The organism is Cellulomonas sp. (genome assembly GCF_036279715.1).
Lineage (GTDB): Bacteria > Actinomycetota > Actinomycetes > Actinomycetales > Cellulomonadaceae > Cellulomonas_A.
Window position 1 is genome coordinate 1 of record NZ_DASUIR010000024.1, and the last position, 25140, is coordinate 25140.

The 25140-nt window shown below is 72.3% G+C and carries 28 protein-coding genes and 2 pseudogenes; 10 read left to right on the forward strand and 20 right to left on the reverse strand.

The window, feature by feature from the left end; translation table 11 throughout:
• Positions 1-229: pseudogene (locus VFW79_RS01865) on the forward strand (hypothetical protein); the annotation flags it as partial.
• Between the two features lie 122 nt (positions 230-351).
• On the opposite strand, the gene VFW79_RS01870 reads toward VFW79_RS01865, so the two are convergent.
• The 4 genes from VFW79_RS01870 to VFW79_RS01885 form a co-directional block, all read right to left on the reverse strand.
• On the reverse strand, positions 352-2943 hold the full coding sequence (locus tag VFW79_RS01870) for an ATP-dependent Clp protease ATP-binding subunit (protein ID WP_329675615.1): 2592 nt from the start codon (positions 2941-2943) through the stop codon (positions 352-354).
• Between the two features lie 212 nt (positions 2944-3155).
• On the reverse strand, positions 3156-4667 hold the full coding sequence (locus VFW79_RS01875; RefSeq protein WP_329675616.1) for an amino acid permease: 1512 nt from the start codon (positions 4665-4667) through the stop codon (positions 3156-3158).
• Positions 4668-4672: 5 nt separating this feature from the next.
• Positions 4673-5491, reverse strand: a complete 819-nt coding sequence (locus tag VFW79_RS01880) for a GntR family transcriptional regulator (protein ID WP_329675617.1) — start codon at positions 5489-5491, stop codon at positions 4673-4675.
• Positions 5488-6807 (reverse strand): aspartate aminotransferase family protein, encoded by a 1320-nt coding sequence (locus VFW79_RS01885; protein ID WP_329675618.1) that lies wholly within the window; start codon positions 6805-6807, stop codon positions 5488-5490. The genes VFW79_RS01880 and VFW79_RS01885 overlap by 4 nt, the downstream gene beginning before the upstream one ends.
• Positions 6808-7173: 366 nt before the next feature.
• On the opposite strand from VFW79_RS01885, the gene VFW79_RS01890 reads away from it, so the two are divergent.
• Positions 7174-8232, forward strand: coding sequence for a phosphotransferase enzyme family protein (locus VFW79_RS01890; RefSeq protein ID WP_329675619.1), 1059 nt, complete (start codon positions 7174-7176; stop codon positions 8230-8232).
• 15 nt (positions 8233-8247) lie between these two features.
• Here the strand turns inward: VFW79_RS01890 and VFW79_RS01895 are convergent, their stop codons facing one another.
• Both VFW79_RS01895 and VFW79_RS01900 read right to left on the reverse strand, forming a co-directional pair.
• Positions 8248-8709 (reverse strand): thioesterase family protein, encoded by a 462-nt coding sequence (locus tag VFW79_RS01895; protein WP_329675620.1) that lies wholly within the window; start codon positions 8707-8709, stop codon positions 8248-8250.
• A gap of 60 nt (positions 8710-8769) precedes the next feature.
• Positions 8770-9147 carry a sensor histidine kinase gene (locus VFW79_RS01900; protein WP_329675621.1) on the reverse strand — a complete coding sequence of 126 codons (378 nt, stop codon included), beginning with the start codon at positions 9145-9147 and terminating at the stop codon, positions 8770-8772.
• A gap of 187 nt (positions 9148-9334) precedes the next feature.
• Between VFW79_RS01900 and VFW79_RS01905 the strand changes: the two genes are divergently transcribed.
• From VFW79_RS01905 to VFW79_RS01915, 3 genes are read left to right on the forward strand one after another with little or no spacing between them, the layout of a single operon-like run.
• Positions 9335-9901, forward strand: coding sequence for a hypothetical protein (locus tag VFW79_RS01905; RefSeq protein WP_329675622.1), 567 nt, complete (start codon positions 9335-9337; stop codon positions 9899-9901).
• Positions 9902-9921: 20 nt separating this feature from the next.
• Positions 9922-10308, forward strand: a complete 387-nt coding sequence (locus VFW79_RS01910) for a hypothetical protein (protein ID WP_329675623.1) — start codon at positions 9922-9924, stop codon at positions 10306-10308.
• Entirely contained in the window at positions 10305-10565 is a 261-nt protein-coding gene (locus VFW79_RS01915; protein WP_329675624.1) for a hypothetical protein, read from the forward strand. Before VFW79_RS01910 ends, VFW79_RS01915 begins: the two co-directional genes overlap by 4 nt.
• 806 nt (positions 10566-11371) lie before the next feature.
• On the opposite strand, the gene VFW79_RS01920 is transcribed toward VFW79_RS01915, so the two are convergent.
• Positions 11372-12208 (reverse strand): PhzF family phenazine biosynthesis protein, encoded by an 837-nt coding sequence (locus tag VFW79_RS01920; RefSeq protein WP_329675625.1) that lies wholly within the window; start codon positions 12206-12208, stop codon positions 11372-11374.
• A 117-nt stretch (positions 12209-12325) separates the two neighbouring features.
• On the opposite strand from VFW79_RS01920, the gene fabI reads away from it, so the two are divergent.
• The 4 genes from fabI to VFW79_RS01940 all read left to right on the forward strand — a co-directional run bounded on the left by fabI (position 12326) and on the right by VFW79_RS01940 (position 16463).
• The gene (gene fabI, locus VFW79_RS01925) at positions 12326-13093 is read left to right on the forward strand and encodes an enoyl-ACP reductase FabI (protein ID WP_329675626.1); all 768 of its coding nucleotides are present in this window, start codon (positions 12326-12328) and stop codon (positions 13091-13093) included.
• A gap of 98 nt (positions 13094-13191) precedes the next feature.
• Positions 13192-14658, forward strand: coding sequence for a nitronate monooxygenase (locus VFW79_RS01930; RefSeq protein WP_329675627.1), 1467 nt, complete (start codon positions 13192-13194; stop codon positions 14656-14658).
• Between the two features lie 30 nt (positions 14659-14688).
• Complete coding sequence (locus VFW79_RS01935) at positions 14689-15579, forward strand: Cof-type HAD-IIB family hydrolase (RefSeq protein WP_329675628.1); 891 nt, start codon at positions 14689-14691, stop codon at positions 15577-15579.
• 17 nt (positions 15580-15596) lie between these two features.
• A complete protein-coding gene (locus VFW79_RS01940; RefSeq protein ID WP_329675629.1) occupies positions 15597-16463 on the forward strand; it encodes an aldo/keto reductase in 867 nt (288 codons plus the stop codon).
• A gap of 18 nt (positions 16464-16481) precedes the next feature.
• Here VFW79_RS01940 and VFW79_RS01945 read toward each other — a convergent pair whose 3' ends face one another.
• From VFW79_RS01945 to VFW79_RS01990, 10 genes are all read right to left on the reverse strand, one after another.
• Positions 16482-17024 carry an O-acetyl-ADP-ribose deacetylase gene (locus tag VFW79_RS01945; RefSeq protein WP_329675630.1) on the reverse strand — a complete coding sequence of 181 codons (543 nt, stop codon included), beginning with the start codon at positions 17022-17024 and terminating at the stop codon, positions 16482-16484.
• Between the two features lie 61 nt (positions 17025-17085).
• Positions 17086-18003 carry an alpha/beta fold hydrolase gene (locus VFW79_RS01950; protein ID WP_329675631.1) on the reverse strand — a complete coding sequence of 306 codons (918 nt, stop codon included), beginning with the start codon at positions 18001-18003 and terminating at the stop codon, positions 17086-17088.
• Positions 18000-18689 carry a TetR/AcrR family transcriptional regulator gene (locus VFW79_RS01955; protein WP_329675632.1) on the reverse strand — a complete coding sequence of 230 codons (690 nt, stop codon included), beginning with the start codon at positions 18687-18689 and terminating at the stop codon, positions 18000-18002. Before VFW79_RS01955 ends, VFW79_RS01950 begins: the two co-directional genes overlap by 4 nt.
• A 45-nt stretch (positions 18690-18734) precedes the next feature.
• Positions 18735-19172, reverse strand: coding sequence for a D-aminoacyl-tRNA deacylase (gene dtd / locus VFW79_RS01960; RefSeq protein WP_329675633.1), 438 nt, complete (start codon positions 19170-19172; stop codon positions 18735-18737).
• 22 nt (positions 19173-19194) lie between these two features.
• Entirely contained in the window at positions 19195-19536 is a 342-nt protein-coding gene (locus VFW79_RS01965) for a DUF2516 family protein (protein WP_329675634.1), read from the reverse strand.
• A gap of 27 nt (positions 19537-19563) precedes the next feature.
• The gene (locus tag VFW79_RS01970; protein ID WP_329675635.1) at positions 19564-19983 is read right to left on the reverse strand and encodes a type II toxin-antitoxin system VapC family toxin; all 420 of its coding nucleotides are present in this window, start codon (positions 19981-19983) and stop codon (positions 19564-19566) included.
• A gap of 13 nt (positions 19984-19996) precedes the next feature.
• The gene (locus tag VFW79_RS01975) at positions 19997-20263 is read right to left on the reverse strand and encodes a type II toxin-antitoxin system prevent-host-death family antitoxin (RefSeq protein ID WP_329675636.1); all 267 of its coding nucleotides are present in this window, start codon (positions 20261-20263) and stop codon (positions 19997-19999) included.
• Between the two features lie 58 nt (positions 20264-20321).
• Positions 20322-21449 (reverse strand): FUSC family protein, encoded by a 1128-nt coding sequence (locus VFW79_RS01980; RefSeq protein WP_329675637.1) that lies wholly within the window; start codon positions 21447-21449, stop codon positions 20322-20324.
• Positions 21450-21476: 27 nt separating this feature from the next.
• The gene (locus tag VFW79_RS01985) at positions 21477-22622 is read right to left on the reverse strand and encodes a folate-binding protein (protein WP_329675638.1); all 1146 of its coding nucleotides are present in this window, start codon (positions 22620-22622) and stop codon (positions 21477-21479) included.
• Positions 22619-23218 carry an FABP family protein gene (locus VFW79_RS01990; protein WP_329675639.1) on the reverse strand — a complete coding sequence of 200 codons (600 nt, stop codon included), beginning with the start codon at positions 23216-23218 and terminating at the stop codon, positions 22619-22621. The genes VFW79_RS01985 and VFW79_RS01990 overlap by 4 nt, the downstream gene beginning before the upstream one ends.
• 173 nt (positions 23219-23391) lie before the next feature.
• On the opposite strand from VFW79_RS01990, the gene VFW79_RS01995 reads away from it, so the two are divergent.
• On the forward strand, positions 23392-23763 hold the full coding sequence (locus VFW79_RS01995; RefSeq protein WP_329675640.1) for a DsrE family protein: 372 nt from the start codon (positions 23392-23394) through the stop codon (positions 23761-23763).
• Between the two features lie 60 nt (positions 23764-23823).
• Here the strand turns inward: VFW79_RS01995 and VFW79_RS02000 are convergent, their stop codons facing one another.
• The 3 genes and pseudogenes from VFW79_RS02000 to VFW79_RS02010 form a co-directional block, all read right to left on the reverse strand.
• Complete coding sequence (locus tag VFW79_RS02000) at positions 23824-24345, reverse strand: DUF4395 domain-containing protein (RefSeq protein ID WP_329675641.1); 522 nt, start codon at positions 24343-24345, stop codon at positions 23824-23826.
• Between the two features lie 138 nt (positions 24346-24483).
• Complete coding sequence (locus tag VFW79_RS02005; protein WP_329675642.1) at positions 24484-24927, reverse strand: thioredoxin family protein; 444 nt, start codon at positions 24925-24927, stop codon at positions 24484-24486.
• A 2-nt stretch (positions 24928-24929) separates the two neighbouring features.
• Positions 24930-25140 (reverse strand): annotated as a pseudogene (locus VFW79_RS02010) (hypothetical protein); the annotation flags it as partial.

Genomic DNA, 25140 nt, shown 5'->3' on the forward strand with positions numbered 1-25140 from the left:
GAGCGTCGAGGTGACGCTCACCGGTGGCGTGCGGGTCGTCGCCGACCACGAGCGGGCCGTCGAGGGTCCCGAGCACGCGGCCCGCGTGGCGGCGTCATGCGTGCGCGACCTGACCCCGACCGAGCTCGTCGGGGACGCGACGGGCCGTCCTGCGGTCGCCGGACGCACGGTGCTCACGCTCGCCCCGGAGTCCTGGACCGCCGTCCACGCAGCGGCCACGCGGGCCTGACCGCAGCCGGTCAGCCGGCGGACGGGTCGTTCCGCCGACGCCGACTGCCGGCGGACGCGCCGCGACCCGGGCCCCCTGCTGGGGACCCGGGTCGCGGTGTCTGCGTCAGGCCGTGAGGTGCGTCAGAGGTGCTTCGGGAGCGTCCCGGTGCCCGCGTCGTACCCACCGGCCGACGGCGGGGCCGCCGGCAGGTCGGTGCCCGACGTGGACGTCGCCACGGAGGCGGCGACGGGCACCTTGGCGGAGTCGTCCTTGGTCGTCCCCTTCGCCACGCCCTTGAACGTGAACTCGCCGAGGATCCCCTCGCCGACGGCGTCGACGATGATCTTCTGCCCGGCGTGGATCTCGCCGAACAGGATCTTCTCCGAGAGCTGGTCCTCGATGTCGCGCTGGATCGCGCGACGCAGAGGCCGGGCCCCGAGGACCGGGTCGTACCCCTTCTCGGAGAGCAGCTTCTTGGCCGACTCGGTGACCTCGATCGACATGTCCTTGTCCGCGAGCCGCAGACCGAGCTTGGCGATCATCAGGTCGACGATCGCGAAGATCTCGCTCTGGGACAGCTGCGGGAACACGATCACGTCGTCGACGCGGTTGAGGAACTCAGGCCGGAAGTGCTGCTTGAGCTCGTCGTTGACCTTCGACTTCATCCGCTCGTAGGACGTCGACAGGTCCCCACCGGCCTGGAAGCCGGTCATGAGGCCCTTGGCGATGTCCCGCGTGCCGAGGTTGGTCGTCATGATGATGACGGTGTTCTTGAAGTCGACGACCCGACCCTGCGAGTCGGTCAGGCGACCGTCCTCGAGGATCTGCAGCAGCGAGTTGAAGATGTCGGCGTGCGCCTTCTCGACCTCGTCGAACAGGACGACCGAGAACGGCTTGCGCCGCACCTTCTCCGTGAGCTGGCCGCCCTCGTCGTACCCGACGTAGCCGGGAGGCGAGCCGAACAGCCGCGAGACCGTGTGCTTCTCGGAGAACTCCGACATGTCGAGCTGGATGAGCGCGTCCTCGTCCCCGAAGAGGAACTCGGCGAGCGACCGGGCGAGCTCGGTCTTCCCGACGCCCGTGGGCCCCGCGAAGATGAACGAGCCACCGGGGCGCTTCGGGTCCTTGAGCCCGGCGCGCGTGCGACGGATCGCCTGGGAGAGCGCCTTGATGGCTGCCTCCTGGCCGACGACGCGCTTGTGCAGCTCCGCCTCCATGTGCAGCAGACGGCTCGACTCGGCCTCGGTCAGCTTGAACACCGGGATGCCGGTCGCGAGCGCCAGCACCTCGGCGATGAGATCCTCGTCGACCTCGGCGACCGCGTCGAGGTCACCGGACTTCCACGCCTTCTCCTTCTCGACCCGCTTGAGCCCGAGCTGCTTCTCGGCGTCGCGCAGGCGCGCAGCCTTCTCGAAGTCCTGCTCGTCGATCGCGGACTCCTTGTCGCGGCGCGTCGTGGCGATCTGCTCGTCGAGCTCACGCAGCTCCGGCGGGGCCGTCATGCGGCGGATGCGCAGGCGCGCGCCCGCCTCGTCGACCAGGTCGATCGCCTTGTCGGGCAGGAACCGGTCGTTGACGTACCTGTCGGCGAGCGTGGCCGCGGCGACCAGCGCGCTGTCCGTGATGGACACGCGGTGGTGCGCCTCGTACCGGTCGCGCAGCCCCTTGAGGATGTCGATGGTCTCCTTGACCGTCGGCTCGGCGACCTGGATCGGCTGGAAGCGCCGCTCGAGGGCCGCGTCCTTCTCGACGTACTTGCGGTACTCCTCGAGGGTCGTCGCGCCGATGGTCTGGAGCTCGCCGCGCGCGAGCATCGGCTTGAGGATGCTCGCGGCGTCGATCGCACCCTCGGCGGCACCCGCACCGACGAGCGTGTGGATCTCGTCGATGAACAGGATGATGTCGCCGCGCGTGCGGATCTCCTTGAGGACCTTCTTCAGGCGCTCCTCGAAGTCACCGCGGTACCGGCTGCCGGCCACGAGCGCGCCGAGGTCGAGCGTGTACAGCTGCTTGTCCTTGAGCGTCTCGGGCACGTCGCCGCGCACGATGTCCTGGGCGAGGCCCTCGACGATGGCCGTCTTGCCGACGCCCGGCTCACCGATGAGGACCGGGTTGTTCTTGGTCCGTCTCGACAGGACCTGCATGACGCGCTCGATCTCTTTAGCGCGTCCGATGACGGGGTCGAGCTTGCCCTCACGCGCCGCCTGGGTCAGGTTGCGGCCGAACTGGTCGAGCACCGCGGAACCCGCAGGCTGACCCTCGGCCGGGCCGCCCGCAACGACGGGCTCCTTGCCCTGGTAGCCGGACAGGAGCTGGATGACCTGCTGGCGCACGCGGTTGAGGTCGGCGCCGAGCTTGTTGAGGACCTGGGCGGCGACGCCCTCACCCTCGCGGATGAGCCCGAGCAGGATGTGCTCGGTCCCGATGTAGTTGTGGCCGAGCTGCAGCGCCTCGCGCAGGCTCAGCTCGAGGACCTTCTTGGCGCGCGGCGTGAACGGGATGTGACCCGACGGTGCCTGCTGGCCCTCGCCGATGATCTCCTGCACCTGCGCGCGCACGGCGTCGAGCGAGATGCCCAGCGACTCGAGCGCCTTGGCGGCCACCCCTTCGCCCTCGTGGATCAGGCCCAGGAGGATGTGCTCGGTCCCGATGTAGTTGTGGTTGAGCATCCGCGCCTCTTCTTGGGCGAGGACGACCACGCGACGGGCTCGGTCCGTGAAACGTTCGAACATGTGCACTCCTCACGAGCTGCGCTCGTCCCGGCGGTTCCGGCGGGACAGATGGGCGTTGTTCGATGCTAACGGCGGGACCCGCCCAGGACTGCCCGTGTTCGCCGCAGGCGTGACGCCCGCCGCGTGCCCGCTCGCTCGATCGACCCCTCCGCGCATGCTGCGGCGCGCCCGACCGCTCCCCGATCCCGGGGCCGTCGGGCGCGCCGGCGCCGCTACTGCGACACGAGCAGCTCGTTGAGCGGCTCCTCGTCCGGCGTCCCCGCAGCGTCGCCCGCCTGCAGCCCACCGCTGAGCGCGTACTCCTCCTCGGGCGACAGGACGAGGCGCTTGCGGCCCCATGCACCGAACGAGACGAGGCCCAGCGCGAACACCGCGGCGATCGCGAGGATGGCGGCCCGGTAGTCCGGGTTGAGCATGACCCCGACGAAGATCATCGCCGCGAGCAGCCCGGCGACGACGGCGCCCGCGACCCCGGTCGGGCTGACGTACGGGCGCACCGCGTCCGGGTGGGCGCGGCGCAGGAGCACGAACGAGACCATCTGCAGCAGGTACGCGATGACTGCGCCCCACACCGCGATGTTGAGCACGATGCTGCCGGCAGAAGCCATGCCGTACTGCACCGCGAACAGCGCCGCGAACCCGATGGCGCCGCCCACGAGCAGCGCGACCCAGGGCGTCTTCCGCGCGCCCGTGAGCGACAGGAACCTCGGGTAGTAGCCCGCACGTGACAGCGAGTAGATGTTGCGTCCGTACGCGAACATGATGCCCTGCGTCGAGGCGAGCAGACCGACGAGCGCGAACGCCGAGAGCACCGCTGCCAGGTTGCTGCCGGGCAGCATCGCGCGGAACCCGTCGAGGAGCGGCTCACCCGAGGTCCCCAGCGCGTCGGCGCCGGTGACGGCGGGGTTGAGGACGACGACGGCCGCGCCGGTCACGACGAGCGTGATCATGCCCCACTTGCCGGCCCGGGGGATGTCCTTGGACGGCAGGTGCGCCTCCTCGGCCGCGAGCGGCAGCTCCTCGATCCCCAGGAACAGCCACATGGCGAACGGCAGTGCGTAGAAGACCGCCCCGAGGCCGTGCGGCAGGAAGCTGCTCTGGCCGGTGTCTGGCGTGACGTCGAACAGCGACCCGAGGTCGAGGTGGCTCGACGCGAGCGCCAAGCCGGCGAAGAGCGCGAGGACGGCGAGCGAGATGATCGACACGATGATGGCGAACGTGAACGACGCCTCTGCACCGACCGTGTTGAGCGCGAGGAACACCGCGTAGATGACGAGCCACCAGATCCACGGTGCGAACGAGACGCCGAACAGCGTCCCCGTGATCGAGTCGGCGTACTGGCCGGAGAAGTACACGACAACCGCCGTGGTCATGACGTACTCCACCGACTCGGCGAGACCGGTGACGAACCCGCCCCATGGGCCCATCGCCGCGCGTGCGAACGAGTACGCGCCCCCGGTGTGGGGCATCGCGGCGGACATCTCGCCGATGCTGAACAGCATCGCGAAGTACATGACGACGACGACCCCCGTGGCGATGAGGAAGCCACCCCAGCCGGCCGTCCCGATCCCCAGGTTCCAGCCGGAGAAGTCGCCTGAGATCACGGCCGCGACGCCGATGCCCCACAGGCCCCAGAACCCGGCCGAACGCTTGAGCTTCCGCTTGTCGAAGTACCCGTCGGCTGCCTCGGTGTAGGTCACTCCGGACACGGTCGTCGTGGTCATCTCGATCACTGCTCCTCTGACTGGTGGACGGTGGGCACGGGGTCGTGGTCGGCGACGGCGCGGTCCAGGCTCACGAACCCGTACTTGCGCAGGTGGAACCGCATGCGGGACCCGACGAAGTACTCGTGAGCGAGCTCGATGGGTCGGCCGGTCGAGCCGAAGGTGGTGCGCTGCACGTGGACGAGCGGCGTGCCGTCCTCGACACCCAGGTGCCCGGCCAGGTCGGCGTCCGCGACCGTCACCTGGAGGGACTCGTCGCTGTACTCGGGCGTGATGCCGTAGTCGTCCTTGAGCGTGCGGTACAGGGACGAGAGGTTCGTCGTACCGAGCCGGGGGAACAGGTCGGTGGGCAGCCGGGACAGCTCGACCGAGAGCGGTCGGCCGTCCGCGACCCGCCTCCGCGTGATCCGGTAGACCGTGGCGCCGTCGTCGAGGCGGAGAAGCCGACGGTCGCGCGGACCGGCGGTGGCGATCTCGAGCCGCACCACGTCGGTCGTGAGCTCGACACCCTGTCGGCGCGCGATCTCCGGCAGCCCTTCGATGGTGTTGAGGTGACGCTCGAACCGGCCGTCGGTCACGATGGCACCGCCGCCCCGGCCGATCGTCCGCCGGATCTTCCCGTCCGCCTCGAGACGGTCGAGCGCGTGCCTCAGCTGCGTGCGGGGGATCCCGAGCGACGCCGCGAGCGAGCGTTCGTCGCCGAGCCGCTCGCCGGCGCCCAGCTCGTCGCGGGCGAGCATCGCCCGCAGCCGGACGTAGGCGGAGTCCGCGGCGGCGCTCGCCGGCGCGTCGACCGCCCCGGTGCCGACCCTCTCGGCCGTCATCGGGGCCGCGACCTCAGCACGTCGGAGAACGCCGTCAGGAACCGGTCGAGGTCGGCGTCGGAGAACACGAGCGGAGGACGGAGCTTGAGCACGTTCCCGCCGCTGCCGCAGACCGACGTCAGGACCCGGCGCTGACGCAGACCCTCGACGACGTCCAGCGCGGCGGTCGAGTCGGGGGTCCCGGTTGCGGGGTCGGCCACGATGTCGACCCCGATGTAGAGGCCGGCACCGCGCACGTCCCCGATGAGCGGGTGCTCGGCCGCGAGCGCACGCAGCTCGGCGACCATGAGGGAGCCGACCCGGTCGCTGTGCAGCTGCAGGTCCTCGTCCCGGATGACGTGCAGCACGGCCTGCGCCGCGGCGATCGAGACAGGGTTGCCACCGAACGTGTTGAAGTACGGGATCCGGTCACCGAAGGCCGCGAGCACGTCGGAACGCGCCGCCATCGCGGACACCGGCATGCCGTTGCCCATGGGCTTGCCCATCGTGACGAGGTCGGGGACGACACCGTGCCGCTCGAAGCCCCAGAACTCCTGGCCGGTCCGTGCGAATCCCGGCTGGACCTCGTCCGCGATGAAGACCCCGCCCGCAGCGTGCACGACGTCGATCGCCTGCGCGAGGTATCCCGGCGGGTCGGGGAACACGCCGTCCGACGAGAAGATCGAGTCCGCGAGGAACGCCGCGAACCGCACGCCGTGGCGCTCGAGGTCTGCGATCTGCTCAGCCACCCGCGCGGCGAACCATGCACCGAGGTCTGGGGTCCGCGTGCGGTAGGCGTCGGGCGCCCGCACGGTGCGAACGGTCGGTGCGAGGTCCTGCGCGGTGCCCAGCGCCGGCGACATCTGCGAGGTCAGCGCCGAGTTGCCGTGGTACGCCTCGGCGGACACGATCACCCCGGTGCCGCCCGTGTGCTCTTGCGCGACGCGCACCGCGAGGTCGTTGGCCTCCGACCCGGTGCACATGAACATGACGCGGTCGAGAGCCGCCGGCATCGTCGAGAGCAGGTCCTCGGCGTAGCTGACGATCGACTCGTGCAGGTAGCGCGTGTGCGTGTTGAGGGCCGCAACCTGGTCCTGGGTGGCGCGGACCACGCGGGGGTGGCAGTGGCCGACCGACGCCACGTTGTTGTAGACGTCGAGGAAGTCGTTCCCGTCCGCGTCGAACAGGTGCGCACCCTCGCCGCGGACGAGCTCGACGGGCTCGCGGTAGAACAGCCGGTACGACGGACCAAGGACGCGCTCGCGCCGCTCGATGAGCCGTGCGGTCGATGCCGGGAGCTCGCCGGCGGACTCCGCCCGGAAGCTGTTCGTGTCCATGATCGTCGAGCGTGTCGCCACAGATCTGCCTTCCGTGTGGGTGCGGTCGACCGGCGTGCGGTCGTCGCGCGGCGCGTGGTCCCGCGTGGTCCCGCGTGGTGCGGCTCTCAGCCGTCGGACCGCCCAGCCCGTGGATGAGGACGTGCACCATGTTCCCGACACCGGTCGTGCCCCAGGCGCACCGGGTGTGAGATCTGTGTTAACTCGAGGGGCCCGCGTGTTAATGGTTCGTGTGCGCAGACTGCGCGCGTAAAACGTGTGTGAACTCGGGCCCCGACCCCTTGCGTGCACCGATCGCGGGGTCGACCCTGGGTGCGGACCGCCCAGCCCTCCCGACCGACCGTCACCGGTTCGAGGGGAAGTCCCATGACCACCGAACAGCTCCGGGCGCCGCAGGACGCCGAGGCGTCGATCCACGCCTTCGACTCGCTCACCAAGGGGGAGCCCGCCCCGCGCTGGCTCACGGCAGGGATCCTCGCGGCGTGGGGGCTCGACGAGCGCACGACCAGGGTGGCGCTCATCGCCGTGTCGGAGAACGCGACGTTCCTCGTGCGCCAGGGCGTCACGCCGACAGCGGTGGTCCGGGTCGCGCGACCGGGGTACATGACCGGGACGGCGGACTTCGAGTCCGAGGTCGCGTGGGTCGCGGCGCTCGCGTCCTCCGGCGTCGCGCGGGTGCCGGCGGGCATCCCGACGGTGGCGGGCGGCTTTGTGGCCTCGATCGCCGACGCGGACGGCGTCAGCTGGTCGTGCGTCAGCTACGCCTACGTGCCGGGGAGCATCCTCGAGGACATCGCCGACCCCGTGCCCTACTACCGGGAGATCGGGCGCACGACGGCTCTCCTGCACGACCACGCGCAGGCCTGGAACCCACCGGCGAGCTTCCAGCGGCACTCGTGGGAGCTGCCCGACATGGTCGGCCCGACGAGCCGGTGGGGCCGGTGGCAGGACGCCGCTCTCGCCCCCGCCGAGCACCTGCTGCTCATGACCGCGGAGCGCGCCGCGCTCGACGTCCTCGCGGACTCCCCGCGCACGCCCGAGACGTGGGGCCTGATCCACGCTGACCTGCGCCCGTCGAACATCATGATCTCCGACGACACGCTGACCGTGATCGACTTCGACGACTGCGGGTACTCGTGGTTCCTCTATGACTTCGCGTCGGCGCTGACGTTCATGGAGCACGTCGAGGACGCCCCGACGATGGCCGCCGAATGGGTCGCGGGGTACCTCGAGGTCCGCCCGATCACGACGGACGACGCCCGGACCGCGTGCGCGCTGTCGATGATCCGACGGCTGCAGATGCTGGGGTGGACGACGACCCACCGCTCCGACGCCCTGCCGCAGGTGCTGTGGGACGCACAGCCGAGCGGCACCGTCGAGGTCGCGGCGCGGTACCTCGCGTCGCACACGTGGCTGCTCGACTGAACCGGGCCGAGTCCATCACCAGCCGCGCAGGGCCGGGGCGTCCTCCAGGTAGGTCTCGAACGCCGCCCGCTCGTCCGGCGTGAACGGCCGCGACAGGTGCGTCTTCTGGTCGAGCTGCACCATGCGCGAGCGAGCCCGCAGGTAGACCGTGGCCTGGTCGGCGGCGTCGAGGATCTCGTACCCGAAGTCGACCGACGAGCGCCCCATGCGCGGCACCCACACCTCGACCGCGAACGGCGCGGCCCGGAAGGTCAGGGGCGCGAGGTAGTCGATCTCGTGCTTGACCACGACGAGCATCGACGCCGTCAGGGCCCCGTTCTCGTCGACGCCCATGGACGGGAAGAGCGTGAACCGGGCGTCGTCGAGGTAGCGCAGGTAGGCGGCGTTGTTGACATGGCCGAACAGGTCGACGTCGGACCACCGCACCGGCATCTCGACGCGTCCGCGGTGGGACCTGGGCCCTTCAGGAGCGCTCACGGGGTCACCCTAGCCTCAGCGGTCAGGGGCCCGCCGAGCCCACGGCGGGGTCGACGGACCTCACGCCGTCGACGTCGCGGGCACCCGTCCGGGGATGCGCAGCGTGATCACCGCGCCCCCCGTCGGGGCGGTGGCGGCCGAGACGCTGCCACCGTGCGCGGAGACGACGTCGGCAACGATCGCCAGGCCCAGCCCGCTCCCGGGCATCGCTCGCGCGTCGGGTGAACGCCAGAACCGGTCGAACACGAGCTCCTGCTCGTCGGTGGGGATCCCCGGCCCCGAGTCGGACACGGTCAGGACGCCGCGATCGAGCTCGATGCGCACGGCCGAGCCCGGCGGGGAGAACTTGATGGCGTTGTCGAGCACGTTGAGCACCGCCCGCTCCATGGCCGCCGGGTCGCCCTCGAACTCCCACGGCTCGAGCTGCAGGTCGAGCACGTGGTCTCCTCGCCGCGTCGCACGCTCCACCGCGCGACGCGCCACGTCGTCGAGGCGTACCGGTACAGCCGGCGGAGCCGGGTCCGGGAACGCCGGTGTCGGTGTCGGGGAGGCGTGACAGACCGTCATGTACCAGGCCAGGATGTGTCCGACGTCCCACAACGATGTGGGCGAGAGGGAGCAGACCATGGAACTCACTTCGAGAGAAGCGTGGGCCGTCATTCACGGGATGGTGCTGGGGGCCATATTCCTGCTGGCGTTCAGTGGTGCGCTGGCGGGCTTGTGGAGCTATCGGCCAGGGCTGATCACCAGCAAGGGCATCCAGGAGCGCACCACGCGACTCAAGATCGGGCTCGGGGTGATGGCCGCAGCCGTGTGGGCGACGGTCATCACCGGCAGCTGGATCGTCTACCCGTGGTACCGAGCGAAACTGGCAGGGAATGGTTTCGCCGGGTGTAAGGGGCTCGGACTGCCGTCATCGGCGTGCTCCCCGCGCGACTTCCTGCTGTCGAACGTCTCCGGTGAGACCGCGAGCTGGCACGAGTTCGGCATGGAGTGGAAGGAGCACGTCGCCTGGGCGGCGCCGTTCCTGGCAACGTCGGCCTTCCTGCTGCTGCTCTACTACGGCCCCCGGATCACGGCCCGGCCGTGGCTTCGCGCGGCGATCATCGTGATGCTGGTCGGGGCGTTCGCTGCGGCCGTCGTCGGAGGCGGCTTCGGTGCCTTCATCAACAAGGTAGCCCCGATCTCATGACCACCGAAGGGACATCCCCGATGGACGCATCGACTCATCACGACACGGACGTCGCCCCCGAGCTGGAGCCCCTGCGCCTGGCAGACAAGCCCGACGGCCCAGGCGCGGCGATGATGATCGCCGCCGGGATCGGGATCTTCGTCCTCGGGCTCCTCACGGTCCTGGGCGAGTTCTCGACCGGGATCAACACCTGGCTCACGAGCTGGGATTGGGTCGGCGGGGTGGGTGCGCTCGCGGGCAAGACGACGATCGCTTCGATCGCGTACGTCGGGTCGCTCATCCTGATGTGGGCCATGTGGCGGAACAAGGACGTCAACATCAAGATCGCCTTCTACATCGGGTTCGCGCTGGGGATCTTGGGGGCTATCGGGACGTTCCCGACGTTCTTCCAGATGTTCGCCCCGTGAGCGGCGCACTCACCGCCCCAGATATTCGGGCGAATCGCATCGCAGCCCAGGCCACCGGTGTCGGGATCGGCCTGGTGGTGTTCATGGTCGTGTGGACCTTCGGATCGCAGATCACCACGCGGATGTGGGGCCCGCCCTCGGGCGCGCTGGTCGCCATGGGAATCGCCTTGCTCGCAGGGATCGTCATGACCATCGCGACCTGGCGCCGATTGGTGCGCACCCAACTGGAGGAAGACGCACAACCAAGCAGGGCTTGACACCACGGCGGGCTCCCCGTCGTCGACCTCATCACCGGGAAGACGACGGGGAGCCGGGCGCAATGTCGATCTCCCACGGGGCAGCCGGCCGATCACGTGCGATCAGGCAAGCGCACCCAGGGGGACCTCTGTCAACGCCGACCGAACCTTGACCCCTTTCTGCCGGGCGGGTTCAAGGCGTCACTGTCAGTCTTCTCTAGGCGTCGACAGCTGGAGTCTGTCGCTCGCACACTTGGCCGGGCACCCATGAACGTGATCGGTCGCTGCGCCCCGGCTTCGCAGGATGTCACTCACCGCCACCCAAGTCGCAAGCGGGACCGGCACTTGCCGACCGCGAAGTGGTGGCGCGCTGCCACAGCATCGGCCCGACCCATGCGATCTGCCCGACCGGCCCGCCGGCCAGCCGCGTGAGCATGAGCGTGAGGTACCCCCGGACGTGACGATCACCGTGACGAGGTAGGCCCACACGGTGCGCTCGTTCATCGTCATCGGGACGGGTTCGTCGTCGAGAGGACGCGGATCGGCGTCGTGCATGATTGTCCGAATGTTAATGATCTTTGACACACCAACCGTAGGGGACGGTCCGAGGCATGTCAAGAATCCTTGACCAGCGCAGACCTGTGCCCGGAACCCCACGCACCGGCCGCCACTCAAGGCGCTGGCGGGACCGGCGCTTGACGACTTCTATGCGCTCTCGCTTGACGCGCGCGAGGCCGCACGACGCATCGTCTTGAGGGCTCCCGGCTCGGGCGCCCGTGCGGGTCTGGCCGAGGCGAGAAGTAGTCCGACATGCCAGCCGTGGCTCCTCAGAGCGCCACCGTCCCGCTGATGCACGTGACGGTGTCCCCGCCGACCCAGATGTCGTCGCCCACCTGCTCGACGTGCACCCGCCCGTCGCGTCGCAGCGCCGTCCCCTGGGAGACCGTGTACCGCGCGGGCAGGACACCGGCGGGGATGAGCCACCGGGCCAGCCCGGCGTTGAGGCTGCCCGTCACGGGGTCCTCGGAGATCCCCAGGTCGGGGACGAAGGCCCGCACCTCGACGTCGGCGTCGTGCGCGTCGTCCCACGGCCCCAGGACGCCGACCTTGAGCGACCCCATCGCGGCGAAGTCCGGCCGGAGGTCGAGCACGGTGCGGGCGTCGGGCAGCACCACGCCGATCCACTCCGGACCGTTGTCGACCCACTCGCAGCGCTGCACGGCGGCGTCGGGCACGCGCAGGGCGCGCACGACCTGGTCGTGGACCTCGGGGGTGACGGGCCCGGAGCGGCGCAGCGGCGGCGCGGCGAAGGCGAGGCGACCGGCGTCCTGGCGCAGCGCGACCAGGCCGATACCGCACTCCTGGACGGGCCTGCCGCCGCGACGGGGGCTGCCGCCGTGCTCGAGCCACGCGTGTGCGCTGCCGAGCGTGGGGTGCCCGGCGAACGGCAGCTCGCCGCCCGGCGTGAAGATCCGCAGCCGGTAGTCGGCGTCAGGGTGCGTCGGCGCGAGGACGAACGTCGTCTCGGACAGGTTGGTCCACCGCGCGAAGCCGGCCATCTCGTCGTCGGTGAGCCCCTCGGCGTCGAGGACGACCGCGACGGGATTTCCGCGGTACGGAATGGCGGTGAAGACGTCGACCTGGGCGAAGGGGCGCTTCCTCATGCCGCACACCGTACCCAGCCGGCAGGGCGCGCCGTGGACCGCGACGGGGCCCAGCCGTCGAGGCCTGTCAGGATGGACCCCGGGAGTGCTCGAACCGACGCGAATGGACAACATCTCATGGGCTTGCTCGACGGCAAGAAGATCCTCGTCACCGGCGTGCTGACCGAGGGCTCGATCGCCTTCCACGTGGCGCGGCTCGCGCAGGAGCAGGGCGCCGACGTCGTCCTCACGTCGTTCGGTCGCCAGTTCCGGCTCACCGAGGCGATCGCCCGTCGGCTCCCCTTCGAGGCGCCGGTCGTGCAGCTCGACGTGACGGACGACGACGACCTGGCTGCGCTGGCCGACCGCGTGCGCGAGCACACGGACCACCTCGACGGCGTCGTGCACTCGATCGGGTTCGCCCCGCAGTCGGTGCTCGGCGACAAGTTCCTCACGGCCGAGTGGCCCGACGTGGCGACCGCGCTCCAGATCTCCGCGTACTCGCTCAAGTCGCTCGCCGTCGCCTCGCTGCCGCTGCTCGGTACGGGTGGCTCGATCGTCGGGCTGACGTTCGACGCGCGCTACGCCTGGCCGGTCTACGACTGGATGGGCGTGGCCAAGGCAGCGTTCGAGTCGACCTCGCGCTACCTCGCCCGCGACCTGGGTCCGAAGGGCATCCGGGTCAACCTCGTCTCGGCCGGCCCGATCAAGACGACGGCTGCCAAGTCGATCCCCGGCTTCGAGTCGATCGAGAGCGGCTGGTCCGACCGGTCGCCGCTCGGCTGGGACGTCACGGACGCGGAGCCGACCGCACGCGCGGTCGCCGCGCTCCTGTCCGACTGGTTCCCGGCGACGAGCGGGGAGATCGTGCACGTCGACGGCGGCGCGCACGCGATGGGCTTCTGACCGACTCAGCACTCGGGACCTTCGTCCCGCGCGCGAGGGCCGCTCTCCAACCTACGGTTACGTAACCTACGCGACCGTAGCTATCGAGAGGTTCCCTCATGACAGCTGCATCCGCAGTGCAACAGCCCGGCCGGGCCGGCGATCGAGCGCTCCCGCTCGTGATCCAAGGCGGCATGGGCGTCGCCGTGTCGTCGTGGCGCCTCGCCTCCACGATCGCGCGGGCCGGCCAGCTCGGTGTCGTCGCGGGCACGGCGCTGGACCTCGTCCTCGCCCGCCGGCTGCAGGACGGCGACAGCGACGGAGCCGTCCGGCGCGCGCTCGCCGCGTTCCCCGTGCCCGAGGTCGCCGAGCGCATCGTCACCCGGTACTTCCGGCCCGGCGGCCGCCCGCCCGGCACGCCGTACGCGCCGCTGCCCCGGCTCGCCCTGCGGCAGACCAAGCTCGCGCAGGAGCTCGGGATCCTCGGCAACTTCGTCGAGGTGTGGCTCGCGAAGGAGGGCCACGACGGGCTGGTCGGCATCAACTTCCTCGAGAAGGTCCAGATGGCCACCCCCACCGCCGCCTACGGCGCGATGCTGGCGGGCGTCGACTACGTGCTGATGGGCGCCGGGATCCCGCGCGACATCCCGCACCTGCTCGACGAGCTGGCCGCCCACCGCCGCGTGCAGCTCCTCGTCGAGGTCACGGGTGCCACGCCGGGCGCCCACACCGCCGACCTCGACCCGCGCGCCCTCCTCGGCGTGGACCTGCCGCCCCTGACCCGACCGAAGTTCCTCGCGATCGTCTCGGCCCACGCGCTCGCCGCCTATCTCGCCCGCGACGAGCACATCCGGCCCGACGGGTTCGTCGTCGAAGGTCCGCGGGCCGGCGGCCACAACGCCCCGCCGCGCGGACAGCTCGTCCTCGACGAGCGGGGCGAGCCCGTCTTCGGCCCGCGCGACGACGCCGACGTCGCCAAGATCGCCGCGGTCGGCCTGCCGTTCTGGCTCGGCGGGGCCTTCGGCACGCCCGAGGCCGTGGCGGCGGCGCGGGCCGCGGGCGCCGCCGGCGTCCAGGTCGGCACGCTGTTCGCCCTGAGCACCGACTCGGGCCTCGTCGAGAACCTCCGACGCAACCTGGTCGACCGGCTGCGCGCCGGCACCCTCGACGTCCGCACCGACCCGTTCGCCTCCCCGACCGGCTTCCCGTTCAAGGTCGCCCAGCTGCCCGGCACGCTGTCCGACCCCGAGATCAGCGCGGACCGACCCCGCCTGTGCGACCTGGGCTACCTGCGCACGCCGTACCTGCGGGACACCGGCGCGATCGGCTACCGCTGCAAGGCCGAGCCGGTGCACGTGTACGTGCGCAAGGGCGGCGTCGACGAGGACACCGACGGCCGCGCGTGCCTGTGCAACTCGCTGACCGCCAACGTCGGGCTCGGCCAGACCCGCGCCGACGGCTACACCGAGGACCCGCTCGTCACGCTGGGAGCCGATCTGGACGGCGCCCGTCGCCTCGCGGCCGAGCACCCCGGCGACTGGTCAGCCCGCGAGGCGCTCGACTGGCTCCTGGGGGCCGCGGCGTAGGTGGCCCGACGGGTTGGGGACAATGGACCCGTGACATCCCCCCTCTCCCCCGCCGTGCCGGACCTCCCTGACCTCGATCCGGTCCCCGACATCCGGCTCATCGCGGTCGACATGGACGGCACCCTGCTCGACACCGAGGGCCGCATCGACCCGACCCTGTGGCCCCTCCTGGACGAGCTCGACCGTCGGGGCATCGCGTTCTGCCCGGCGAGTGGGCGCCAGTACGCGAACCTCGCGGCCCGGTTCGAGGGCGTCGGCGACGACGTGGTGTTCATCGCGGAGAACGGCGCGTTCGTGGCGCGCGGCGGGCGCGAGCTCAGCTCGGACGTCCTGGCCGGCGACGTCGTCGGGCGCGTCGTCGAGACCGTGCGTGCGCTCGGGGCGTCGGGCGCCGACGTGGGCGTCGTGGTGTGCGGCAAGCGCTCCGCGTACATCGAGCGGCACGACGCCGCGTTCGTCGCGGAGTGCGACACGTACTACGCCCTGCTCGAGCGCACCGACGACCTGCTCGTGGTGGACGACGAGGTGCTCAAGATCGCGGTGTTCGACTTCGGGTCGGCGGAGGCGACGACCGCCCCCGCGCTCGCACCGTTCCGCGCGACGCACCAGGTCGTCGTGTCGGGCGCGCACTGGGTCGACGTCATGAACGCGACGACCGACAAGGGTGCGGCACTGCGAGCGGTCCAGGCCACGCTGGGCGTCACGCGGGCGCAGACCATGGCGTTCGGGGACTACCTCAACGACCTCGAGCTGCTCGACGCGGCCGAGTACTCGTTCGCGATGGCCGACGCCCACCCGACGGTCGTCGAGCGTGCGCGGTACCTCGCGCCGTCGAACCGCGCGAACGGCGTCGTGCGCACGATCGCCGCGGTCCTCGCCATCCCCCTGGCCGAGCTCGAGGCGGGCGAGGGGCGCTCCTGAGCAGCACAATGGGGCGCATGCAGACACGACACATCGGAGACACCCCTGTCAGCGCGATCGGTCTCGGCGGGATGCCGCTGTCCATCGAGGGACGCCCCGACCGCGAGCGCGCGCTCGCCACGATCCACGCCGCGCTCGACGCGGGCATCACGCTCATCGACACCGCCGACGCCTACCACCTGACGGCGACCGACGTCGGCCACAACGAGACCCTCGTCGCCGAGGGCCTGCGCACCTGGGGCGGCGACGCGTCGACCGTCCTCGTCGCGACCAAGGGCGGCCACCTGCGCCCCGGCGACGGAACCTGGACCCAGGACGGTTCGCCTGCGCACCTGCGTGAGGCCGTCGAGGGCTCGCTGCGCCGGCTCGGCGTCGAGGCGATCGGCCTCTACCAGTTCCACCGTCCCGACCCGCGCGTCCCGTACGCCGACTCGGTGGGCGTGCTCGTCGAGCTGCTCGACGCCGGCAAGATCCGCATGGCCGGCATCTCGAACGCGAACCCCGCGCAGATCCACGAGGCCCGCGAGATCCTGGGTCGCCGGCTCGTGTCGGTGCAGAACCAGTACTCGCCCGCGTTCCGCTCCTCGCAGCCCGAGCTCGACCTCTGCGCCGAGCTGGGCATCGCGTTCCTGCCGTGGAGCCCGCTGGGCGGCATCTCGAACGCCGCGGCGCTCGGGTCGGCCCATGGGGTCTTCGCCGACGTCGCGGCCGCGCACGACGTGAGCCCGCAGCAGGTCGCGCTGGCCTGGGAGCTCGCACAGGCACCGGTCGTCATCCCGATCCCGGGATCGTCGCGTCCCGAGACGATCCTCGACTCGGTGCGTGCGGTCGACCTGCTGCTCGCCCCTGAGGAGATCACCGCGCTCGACGCCGCAGGCGCCTGACCGCCCGGGCCTCCGCGCCTACACCGACCCTGCGCTCGCCGCGTCCCGGAACGCGGCGAGCGCAGCGTTGCTGAAGAGGACGAACTGCACGAGGTCGACCCCGTGCCCCGGGTGGGCGTCGTCCCACGCCCGCGTCGCGGCGAGTGCGACGCGTGCGACCTCGTGCACGTCCCACCCGTAGACCCCCGCGCTCACGGCGGGGACGGCGACGCTCGTCGCGCCGAGCTCGGCCGCGACGTCGAGCGAGCGGGTGAAGCACCGTGCGAGCAGCGCGGGATCCGTCTGCCCGGCGTGCCGGTTCGGGCCGACGGTGTGGATCACCCACCGGCACGGCAGCCGGCCCGCGCCCGTCGCCACCGCGTCACCGACGGGCAGACCGCCAGGGAGCACCGTGCGGCGCAGCTCGCGGCACTCGGCGAGCAGCGCCGGCCCGGCGGCCGCGTGGATCGCGCCGTCGACCCCGCCACCGCCGAGCAGCGAGCTGTTCGCAGCGTTGACGATCGCGTCGACCTGCATGCGGGTGATGTCACCAAGGATGGTCAAGATCTCCACCCGACCCATCCTGCCGCTGGCGCCCTCCCCCGTCTCGCGGTCGGACGGGGCAGGTCCGACGTCGAGGCGGTCAGTCGCGTGGTGTCGCACCGACGCGATCGGTGAGATGTCCGACGGCCAGGGCGATCGTGCTCGCATCCGTGAGGATCCGCTGATGGCCGAGCCCGTCGGTGCTGACGAGCGTCGCGTCCGGCCACGCCGCGGCGAGGTCGACGCCGACCTGGTACGGGGTCTCCTTGTCGCGTCGGTCGTGCACGACGAGGGTCGGCGGCATGGTGCCGTCGGCCCCGAGCGGCGCGAGGTCGAAGTCGCGGATCGGCCGTCCGCAGAAGTCCTCCATGTCCTGCTGGAGCCGGGACCTCGTCCGCTCGGTGAAGCTGAGCAGCTGGGCGAAGTCCTCGGTGATGCCGACGAAGTCGTGGTTCGGTGCGATGAGCACGAGCCGCTGCGTCGACAGCGTGCTGCGGGCCACCATCGACACCACCGTGCAGCCCATCGAGTGGGCGATCACACCCTCGGCCGGTCCGAACTCGGCCGCGACGACCTCGAGCGCCGCCATGAACTCCATGACGTTGCCGCGCCCGACGCCCAGCACGCCCGGGTCCGAGTCGCCGTGGCCCGGCGCGTCGAACCCGACGACCCGGTAGCCCGCGGCGACGAGCGGCGCGACGAACGCGCCGAGCTGGCCGCGCCAGCCACCCCACCCGTGCACGAGGTAGACGATCGGCCCCGAGCCCCACGACTCGACAGCGACCTCACCGCCCTCCGGCAGCTGGACGCGCACGACCTCGCCCGGACCCGGCCGGTAGTCCTTGCGTCGCCCCGCGTTGGCCGGGAGCGTGCACCACAGGTCGAGCGCCCTGGCTGCCGCGACGGACGGGGCGACGACGTCGAGCACCATGAAGGTCGCTCGCAGCGCGGTGAGGCGTGCGGCGGCCAGCAGACGCTCGCTGCGGCGCCGGGCCAGGACGGGCTGGGTGAAGGTCATCGGTCGTCTCCTGCGAGTGCGTCGTGTCGTGCGGCGTCGTGTCGTGCGGCGCCCGGTCGGCGGGCAGCGGGCCCTGGAGCGCCGGGCCGTGCGGCGTCGAGCAGCGCGGCGACTGCGGCTCGTGCGCGCACCTCGGCCTGGGGATCGGCCAGCAGCCGGTGGGCGTGGTAGTAGACGAGCATCACGCCGTAGAGGTCGGTCGCGAACTGGTACGGGTCGGCGTCGGTGCGGAACTGGCCCTCGGTGATCCCGCCGGCGAAGATCCGCGCGATGGTCCGGACGAGCTCGCGGTGCCGCTCGGCGAGCCGGTCGCGGACCGGCCCGGGCTGCTCGTCGAGCTCGGTGCTGGCCTTGACGAACAGGCACCCGCCCGGCAGCCGCAGCCGACCGCACGCGAGCCAGCCCTCGAGGAGCGCGAGCACGCGTGCCTCGCCGCGGGGCGCTCGCAGGGCGGGGACCACGACGACGTCACCGAACTCCTGGGCGGCGGCGTCGAGCACCGCGAGCTGGAGCGCTTCCTTCGAGCCGAAGTGGGCGTAGAGGCCACTCTTGGAGAGCCCCGACCCGGCGGCCAGGTCGCCGATCGTCAGACCCCCCAGCCCGACCCGGCAGGCCACGTCGACGCCGCGCGCGAGGATCGCCTCACGCGTGCGATCGCCCTTGCCCACGGTCCCGGTCGAGGTCATCAGGAGAAAATAGCACGATCGTTCACTTCGAGTCGAGCGGCCGTCTCACTCGTGCGGTCGGCTCTCGAGCAGGATCGTCACCGGACCGTCGTTGACGAGGTCGACGGCCATGTCGGCACCGAACACCCCGGTGGCGACCTCGAGCCCCCGGCCCCGCAGGGCGTCGGCGACCGCCTCGACGAGAGGTTCCGCGATCGAGCCGGGCGCCGCGGCGTTCCAGGTCGGGCGCCGGCCCTTGCGGGTGTCGGCGTAGAGCGTGAACTGGCTCACGACCAGCACGGGTGCGCCGGCGTCGGAGACCGACTGCTCGTCGCGCAGGATGCGCAGCTCGGCGATCTTGCGCGCGATGAGCTCGACCTGGGCGGGTCCGTCCCCCGGCGTGACCCCGACGAGCGCCACGAGTCCGGGCCGGTCGATCGCGCCGACCACCTGTCCGTCGACCGTCACCGACGCGCGGGTGACGCGTTGGACGACGGCCCTCATCGCCGCGGGCCCCGCGTCGTCGTCACCAGCCGCCGCGCGACGACCCGCCGGGTCCGCGCGGCCCACGCCGACGCGAGTACGGCGCGACCGCAGGCCTGACGTCGGTGAGGTAGACGATCGCGGCGACCGCGCTGATGAGCGCAAGGAAGGACAGGTACCCGAAGCCGATCGGGTAGGGGATCGCCATGAACGCGACGGCGACGGCGACGCCGAGGACGGCCGTCCACCAGTTCTTCGTGCGCTTGCCCGCGGACGTGAAGGCACCCGGCGGGCGCCGCACGAGGTCGACGAGCGCCCAGACGGACAGCGCGAAGATCGCGACGTAGAACGCGAGGTAGAGCAGGGTCTGCAGGGTACCGATCACGCGCCGAGCCTACGTGGTGAGCGCCCCTCAGGGCACGACGCGCAGCCGCTCCGCGCGGGCCGCGGCGGCGACGTGCTCGTCCCACACCGCGACGACCAGGTCGGGCGACCGCAACGTGAGGGCGGCCGCGAGGTGCAGGGCGTCCCCGCCGCGCAGCGGGTGGCGGGCGATGAGGCGCGCAGCCCGGTCGGCCAGCTCGGCGGTGACCTCGACGACGTGCAGCGCAGGCCACAGCCGCTCCCACGCGTCGAGCGCGCGCCGGGCCGCGGCGGGGTCGAGCCGCCCCGAGCGCCGGCCTGAGGCGAGCGTCGCCCGCACCTCGGCGTCGGCGATCCGGGACGTCGCGACCACGTCGGCGCCGTCCCACAGCGCGGCTGCGAGCGCGGATCCGGGCTCGTCGACGCACAGCTTCACGAGCGCGCTGGCATCGAGGTAGACGAGGGCCATCGCCGGTGCCGCGTCAGCGCCGCAGCCGGCGGACGAGGTCCGAGACGGCGCTCGCGGGACGGCCCGCTCCGTGCACCTCGACCTCGGCGGGCGGGCGCGCGGTCGTCGGCGGCGTGAGCAGCCCGTCGCGTTCGAGCCGCGCGAGCAGGTCCGCCGACGCGATCCCCGACAGTCGTGCCACGGGGATGCCGCGTTCGGTGATGACGACGTCCTCGCCGGACCGTGCGGCGTCGATCCATTGCCGCAGGTCGGCGCGCAGGGCACTGACTGCTACCTCCATGCACCGACCGTACACACCCGGCCCTCGGACGCGTACAGATCCGACGAGCGGACTGTCCTCAGAGCTCGGGCAGCGCGGCCCGCGCATCGTCCGGGGACACCCCGGCGGCCTCGAGCAGGTCGACGGACAGGGAGCGCAGCAGGAGGACGAGACTCTGGACCTGCCAGTCGTCGGGAGCGAGGACGAACGGGTCGAGGCTCCGGGTGACCGCGAGGAGCTCGGTGCGCGCCCGCGTCGGCGTGGCGCCTGTCATCAGCGCGGTCCCGAGGGCGTCGGTCGCGCGCGCCAGGGCGTCGACGGCGGTCGCGACGCCTGCCAGCTCGTGCGGCGCCTCGGACTCCACAAGGGACCGCGAGCGCCGGGCCAGCACGCGCGCGTTCCGCATCGCCCGGTCGACGAGCACGGCGGACTGCCCGAGCGCCCCGAGCTCGGCCCGGTGCCGACGCCACGCGGGTGACAGCCGAGCGAGCTCGCGCGCGTTGGCCGCACCGTCGTGCCAGTCGTCGAGTGCGGGCTGCGACGCCCGCCCGCGCACGAGGGCGTCCTCGACGTCCTGGACCGCGCCCGTGCGCCACCCCCGGGCGAGCGTGCGGAGCATCCCGACGAGCTCGATCGTCGCGGTCCGTGACTGCGCACGCACGGGTCGACGCGGGTCGCTCGGCGTGAGCGCGGTGACCGCGAGCGCGACGGCGCCACCGACGGCCGCGTCGGTCCAGCGCCCGAACCCGCCCCCCGATGCCCCGAGCGACGGCAGCCCGACGATGACGAGCGCCTGCACCCCCGCCTGCGTCGTGAACGTCACGCCGCGGTCGAGGAAGCGCGCGGTCGTCGCCGCGACGAGGAGCACGAGCGCGACCTGCCACGGTCCGCTGCCGATGAGCCGGACCACGAGGTCCCCGAGCCCGACCCCGAGCGCGACGCCGACGGCGAGCTCGGCGACCTTCCGGATCTTCCGGTCGGCGCTGAAGCCGAGGCACACCCAGGCGGAGACGGTCGCGAAGAACGGGTACTGGTGCCCCAGCACGTACCGACCGATGGCGGCGGCGACGGCCACGGCGACGGCCGCCTGCACGATCGGGTACGCCGATGACCGCACGCGCGCCCGACCCTGCCGGATGCGGGCGTCGAGGTTGACGCGCGTGGCGCGGCGGGACCCCGGCTCGCTGTCGGCCCGTACCGCGCTCATCGCCGCCTCACCGACCGGTCGACCGGTTCACAGGCTCGGGTGCTGCCCCAGGCCGTGCGCGACAGGTCCCCGCGGCTCCGGCCGGTCGGCGGACACGCCCTCGCCCGCCACGATGACCTCCTGGCCCGCGGCGACCGCGCCACCGTCGCAGTCGACGACGAGCTCGATGTCGGTGGGCGTCGAACGCTTGACGACCGCCAGCGCGACCGGTCCGAGCTCGTGGTGGCGGGCGACACTCGTGATCTGCCCGACGACCCGACCCGCCTCGCCGCCCGACGCGAGCTCGCCGAACTCCCGGACCTGAGCCCCCGGCTCGGGCAGCAGGTGACCTGAACCGTCGAGGTGCAGCATGACGAGGCGTCGCGGCGGTCGGCCGAGGTTGTGCACCCGAGCGACCGTCTCCTGGCCGCGGTAGCAGCCCTTGTGCAGGTGGACGGCCGTGCGCAGCCAGTCGAGCTCGTGCGGGATCGTACGGTGGTCGACCTCGCGGCCGGCCCGGGGGCGCCACGCCTCGATCCGGGCGGCCTCGGACGCCCAGGTCCCGACGAGCGGCCAGCCGGCGGACTCGCGCGCGGCGACGGCCTGGACGAGGTCGGCGCGCGGGACGAGGACGAGCCGCCACGCGCGGTCGGCCCCGGGGTGGCTCGCGTCGTCCGGGCCGTAGCGGGTGCCGCCGGGACCGGTGTGCGGCCACGGGTCACGCCAGGTGACCGGTTCGCCCTCGGCACCCTCGGCTCCGACCGGCTCGCCGATCGCGGCCCAGTCGGCGGTGACGTCCGCGACCTCGACGCGCAGCGTGAAGCGCATCCGGTCGAGCCACGCCGCGAGCTCCGGCGCGGCGGCACCCTCGGTCAGCAGCCAGGTCGCCTCGCCGTCGTCCACCACGCCGGCCGCGTGCTCGATGTGCCCCTGCGGGCTGAGCACGAGCAGCTCGGTCGAGGTTCGCGGGGCGAGCGTCGCGACCTCCTGCGAGGTGATCGAGTTGAGCCACGTGAGCCGGTCCGGCCCCGCGACGCGCACCACGCCGAGGTGCGACTGGTCGACCACCGCGCCGCCGCGTGCGAGCGCACGCTGCTCGGCCGTCGGGTCGCCGTAGTGGAAGGCGACCCCGGCGTCGACGCCCGAGCCGGCGACGGCGCCGTGCCGCGCGAGCAGGGGGCTGGGGGTCGTCATGGCTGGTCCTCGTCGTCGGTGGGCTCCGCGTCCGCGCGCACGAGCCGCGCGGACGCGTACGTCTGCATGGGGTGCCCGAACGCCGCCAGGTCGAAGGCCCACATCAGGTCGCCGTGGACGAGCCCGTAGAGCCGCTTGCCGGCCGTGACCTCGACGGCCGACGCGGTGCGCGCGACGAGGTCGCTCACCAGGTCGATACGCCCGTTGCCGACCGCTCCGAGGTACAGCGAGAGGTGCCCCGCCGGATCTGCGATCAGGACCTCGACCGGAGTCTGGTCGGCCGCGAGCCCGTCGGGACGCTCGGGCGGGACGCGCCAGTACCCGGACTCCGTCGACCACACCGGGCCCGGCTCGGCGGCCGCGACGGCGGCGTCGGGATCGACGAGCGCAGCGGCATCGTCGGGGGCGACGACCAGACGGATCGTCGAGGTGTACGCGAGGTAGGGGCCGCCGTCGTGCGTGAAGTCGACGTCCTGCGTGAACGCGGACTCGTCGATCCCGGGGTAGCCCACGACGCCCTCACCGTGCCAGCGGCCCACGAGCCAGGCCAGGGGGTACACCTCGGGCGCGAGGCCCTCCGGGATGATGAACGTCATAGCCGCCTTCGTCGAACGCCTGCGCTCAGCGCTGGCCCTTGTACAGGCGCAGGACCACGAGCCCTGCGAACCACGCGATGGTCAGCGTGGCGATGACCAGGAGGCCGATGAACACCGCTTCGAGTGCACCCATGCCCCCGATCCTAACGACACGCCCGCCCTACGCTGTCCGCATGACCACGCCGACGCGCAGCCTCGTCATCAAGGCCACCAGCGGGGCCGACCGCCCCGAGACCGTGAACCAGGCGTTCACCGTCGCGGCGGCCGCCGTGGCTGCCGGCGCAGACGTGAGCCTGTGGCTGACCGGGGAGGCGGCGTGGCTCGCGCTGCCCGGTCGCAGCGCCGACGTCACGCTCGACCAGGCCGCGCCGCTCGGCGACCTGCTCGCCGTCGTTCTGGACGCCGGTACCGTCACGGTCTGCACGCAGTGCGCCGCGCGCCGCAGCTTCGGACCCGACGACGTGGTCCCGGGCATCCGGATCGCGGGTGCCGCGGTGTTCGTCGAGGAGATCCTGGCCGACGGCGCGCAGGCGCTCGTGTACTGAACCGGTCGCGCACCGAACCGGAGTGCACCGCGCCGGTCACCGTGCGCGGGCGATCGCGGGTCAGGCGGCCCGCGAGCGCAGCCGCACGCCGAGCAGGTACAGCTCGCAGCCGAGGCACAGGCCGAACGCCGAGTTGAGGAACGCGGCGACCAGCGCGAGCGCGGCGGCCACCGGCACGGCGGCCGCCACACCGACGAGGCCGAGCAGCACCCCCACGCCGGTGATGATCAGGCCGACGAGCTGGGCGAACCGCGGCGGACGCGGGTCCTCGAGCTCGGCCGGGGGTGCGAGGCGCGGGCGGACGAGCCGGCGAAAGACCAGGCCCTGGACCGTCCCCTGCGCGCCGCGCACGGCACCGAGCGCGAACAGGGCGGCGATGACCGCGAGCAGCACGATCGCGGCGGCGCCGCTGAGCAGGAGCACGACGACGAGCAGCACCGCCGTGATCGCTGCGCCGACCCGGGGGCCGCGCGGGTCGATGCCGACCGGGCTCACAGGCGGGAGCGGCCTGGCCGCGCGCGGCGTGGACGGGAGCGGCTCGGACGGGCGGGGCTCGGGTGCGGACGAGATCGGGTCGGACATGGTTCCTCCTCGAAGGACGGGATCGGGACGAATTCGTGGGGATCGTGCGCGTTCGGGATCGTGCGACGACGGCACGACGGGGTGCGGCTCTGTGCGGGGATCGCCCGCGGCCGCGGTGCGCACTGCGCACGGAGGGCCTCAGCGGGCGCTGACGGTCCCCGGACAGGACTCGAGGGCCGCGAGGGCGTGACGGCGGTCCAGGGCACCGGACATCCGTCCGACGACGACCCCGCCGGCGTCGAGCACCAGCACGGTCGGGGTGCGCATCACGTCGAACCGGCGGACCAGGTCGAGGTGCTCGGTGACGTCGATCTCAACATGCGCGAGCCCGGGACGCTCGGTCGCGAGCTGCCCGAGGACCACGGCGGCCCGGCGGCACGGCGTGCACACCTCGCTGGAGAACTGCAGGAACGTCAGCTCGCTGCCGAGCGCCGCTCCGAGCTCGTCGGCGGCCACGCGGGGCGCGGTGTCGCGCTGCGCCGCGTCGCGGACCGTGAACCGGCCGTTGCGGGCGTTCCACCACAGACCCAGCCCGGTCGCGAGGACCAGGACGGCGAGGACGACGACGACGCGCAGCAGCATGGTCAGCCCACCATGACCCGGCCGACGACGTACACGAGCACACCCGTGACCGGCACGGGCAGGACGGTCGCCGCGAGGGAGGCCGAGACCCTGGAGAGCGCGGGGAGCCGGTCGAACAGCTCGTGGATCGCGGCGACCAGGACGCCGACCGCGAGACCGAGCAGCGCGCCGGCCACCGGGTCGAGGCCGCGCAGCAGTGCGCCGCCGAGGCCA

What these genes read in the sequence shown, in the direction of transcription:
- VFW79_RS01870 (WP_329675615.1), bottom strand. Translation starts at nt 2,943, where the DNA reads ATGTTCGAACGTTTCACGGACCGAGCCCGTCGCGTGGTCGTCCTCGCC.
- VFW79_RS01875 (WP_329675616.1), bottom strand. Translation starts at nt 4,667, where the DNA reads ATGACCACGACGACCGTGTCCGGAGTGACCTACACCGAGGCAGCCGAC.
- VFW79_RS01880 (WP_329675617.1), bottom strand. Translation starts at nt 5,491, where the DNA reads ATGACGGCCGAGAGGGTCGGCACCGGGGCGGTCGACGCGCCGGCGAGC.
- VFW79_RS01885 (WP_329675618.1), bottom strand. Translation starts at nt 6,807, where the DNA reads ATGGACACGAACAGCTTCCGGGCGGAGTCCGCCGGCGAGCTCCCGGCA.
- VFW79_RS01890 (WP_329675619.1), top strand. Translation starts at nt 7,174, where the DNA reads ATGACCACCGAACAGCTCCGGGCGCCGCAGGACGCCGAGGCGTCGATC.
- VFW79_RS01905 (WP_329675622.1), top strand. Translation starts at nt 9,335, where the DNA reads ATGGAACTCACTTCGAGAGAAGCGTGGGCCGTCATTCACGGGATGGTG.
- VFW79_RS01910 (WP_329675623.1), top strand. Translation starts at nt 9,922, where the DNA reads ATGGACGCATCGACTCATCACGACACGGACGTCGCCCCCGAGCTGGAG.
- VFW79_RS01920 (WP_329675625.1), bottom strand. Translation starts at nt 12,208, where the DNA reads ATGAGGAAGCGCCCCTTCGCCCAGGTCGACGTCTTCACCGCCATTCCG.
- fabI (WP_329675626.1), top strand. Translation starts at nt 12,326, where the DNA reads ATGGGCTTGCTCGACGGCAAGAAGATCCTCGTCACCGGCGTGCTGACC.
- VFW79_RS01930 (WP_329675627.1), top strand. Translation starts at nt 13,192, where the DNA reads ATGACAGCTGCATCCGCAGTGCAACAGCCCGGCCGGGCCGGCGATCGA.
- VFW79_RS01940 (WP_329675629.1), top strand. Translation starts at nt 15,597, where the DNA reads ATGCAGACACGACACATCGGAGACACCCCTGTCAGCGCGATCGGTCTC.
- VFW79_RS01945 (WP_329675630.1), bottom strand. Translation starts at nt 17,024, where the DNA reads ATGGGTCGGGTGGAGATCTTGACCATCCTTGGTGACATCACCCGCATG.
- VFW79_RS01950 (WP_329675631.1), bottom strand. Translation starts at nt 18,003, where the DNA reads ATGACCTTCACCCAGCCCGTCCTGGCCCGGCGCCGCAGCGAGCGTCTG.
- VFW79_RS01955 (WP_329675632.1), bottom strand. Translation starts at nt 18,689, where the DNA reads ATGACCTCGACCGGGACCGTGGGCAAGGGCGATCGCACGCGTGAGGCG.
- dtd (WP_329675633.1), bottom strand. Translation starts at nt 19,172, where the DNA reads ATGAGGGCCGTCGTCCAACGCGTCACCCGCGCGTCGGTGACGGTCGAC.
- VFW79_RS01970 (WP_329675635.1), bottom strand. Translation starts at nt 19,983, where the DNA reads ATGGCCCTCGTCTACCTCGATGCCAGCGCGCTCGTGAAGCTGTGCGTC.
- VFW79_RS01975 (WP_329675636.1), bottom strand. Translation starts at nt 20,263, where the DNA reads ATGGAGGTAGCAGTCAGTGCCCTGCGCGCCGACCTGCGGCAATGGATC.
- VFW79_RS01980 (WP_329675637.1), bottom strand. Translation starts at nt 21,449, where the DNA reads ATGAGCGCGGTACGGGCCGACAGCGAGCCGGGGTCCCGCCGCGCCACG.
- VFW79_RS01985 (WP_329675638.1), bottom strand. Translation starts at nt 22,622, where the DNA reads ATGACGACCCCCAGCCCCCTGCTCGCGCGGCACGGCGCCGTCGCCGGC.
- VFW79_RS01990 (WP_329675639.1), bottom strand. Translation starts at nt 23,218, where the DNA reads ATGACGTTCATCATCCCGGAGGGCCTCGCGCCCGAGGTGTACCCCCTG.
- VFW79_RS01995 (WP_329675640.1), top strand. Translation starts at nt 23,392, where the DNA reads ATGACCACGCCGACGCGCAGCCTCGTCATCAAGGCCACCAGCGGGGCC.
- VFW79_RS02000 (WP_329675641.1), bottom strand. Translation starts at nt 24,345, where the DNA reads ATGTCCGACCCGATCTCGTCCGCACCCGAGCCCCGCCCGTCCGAGCCG.
- VFW79_RS02005 (WP_329675642.1), bottom strand. Translation starts at nt 24,927, where the DNA reads ATGCTGCTGCGCGTCGTCGTCGTCCTCGCCGTCCTGGTCCTCGCGACC.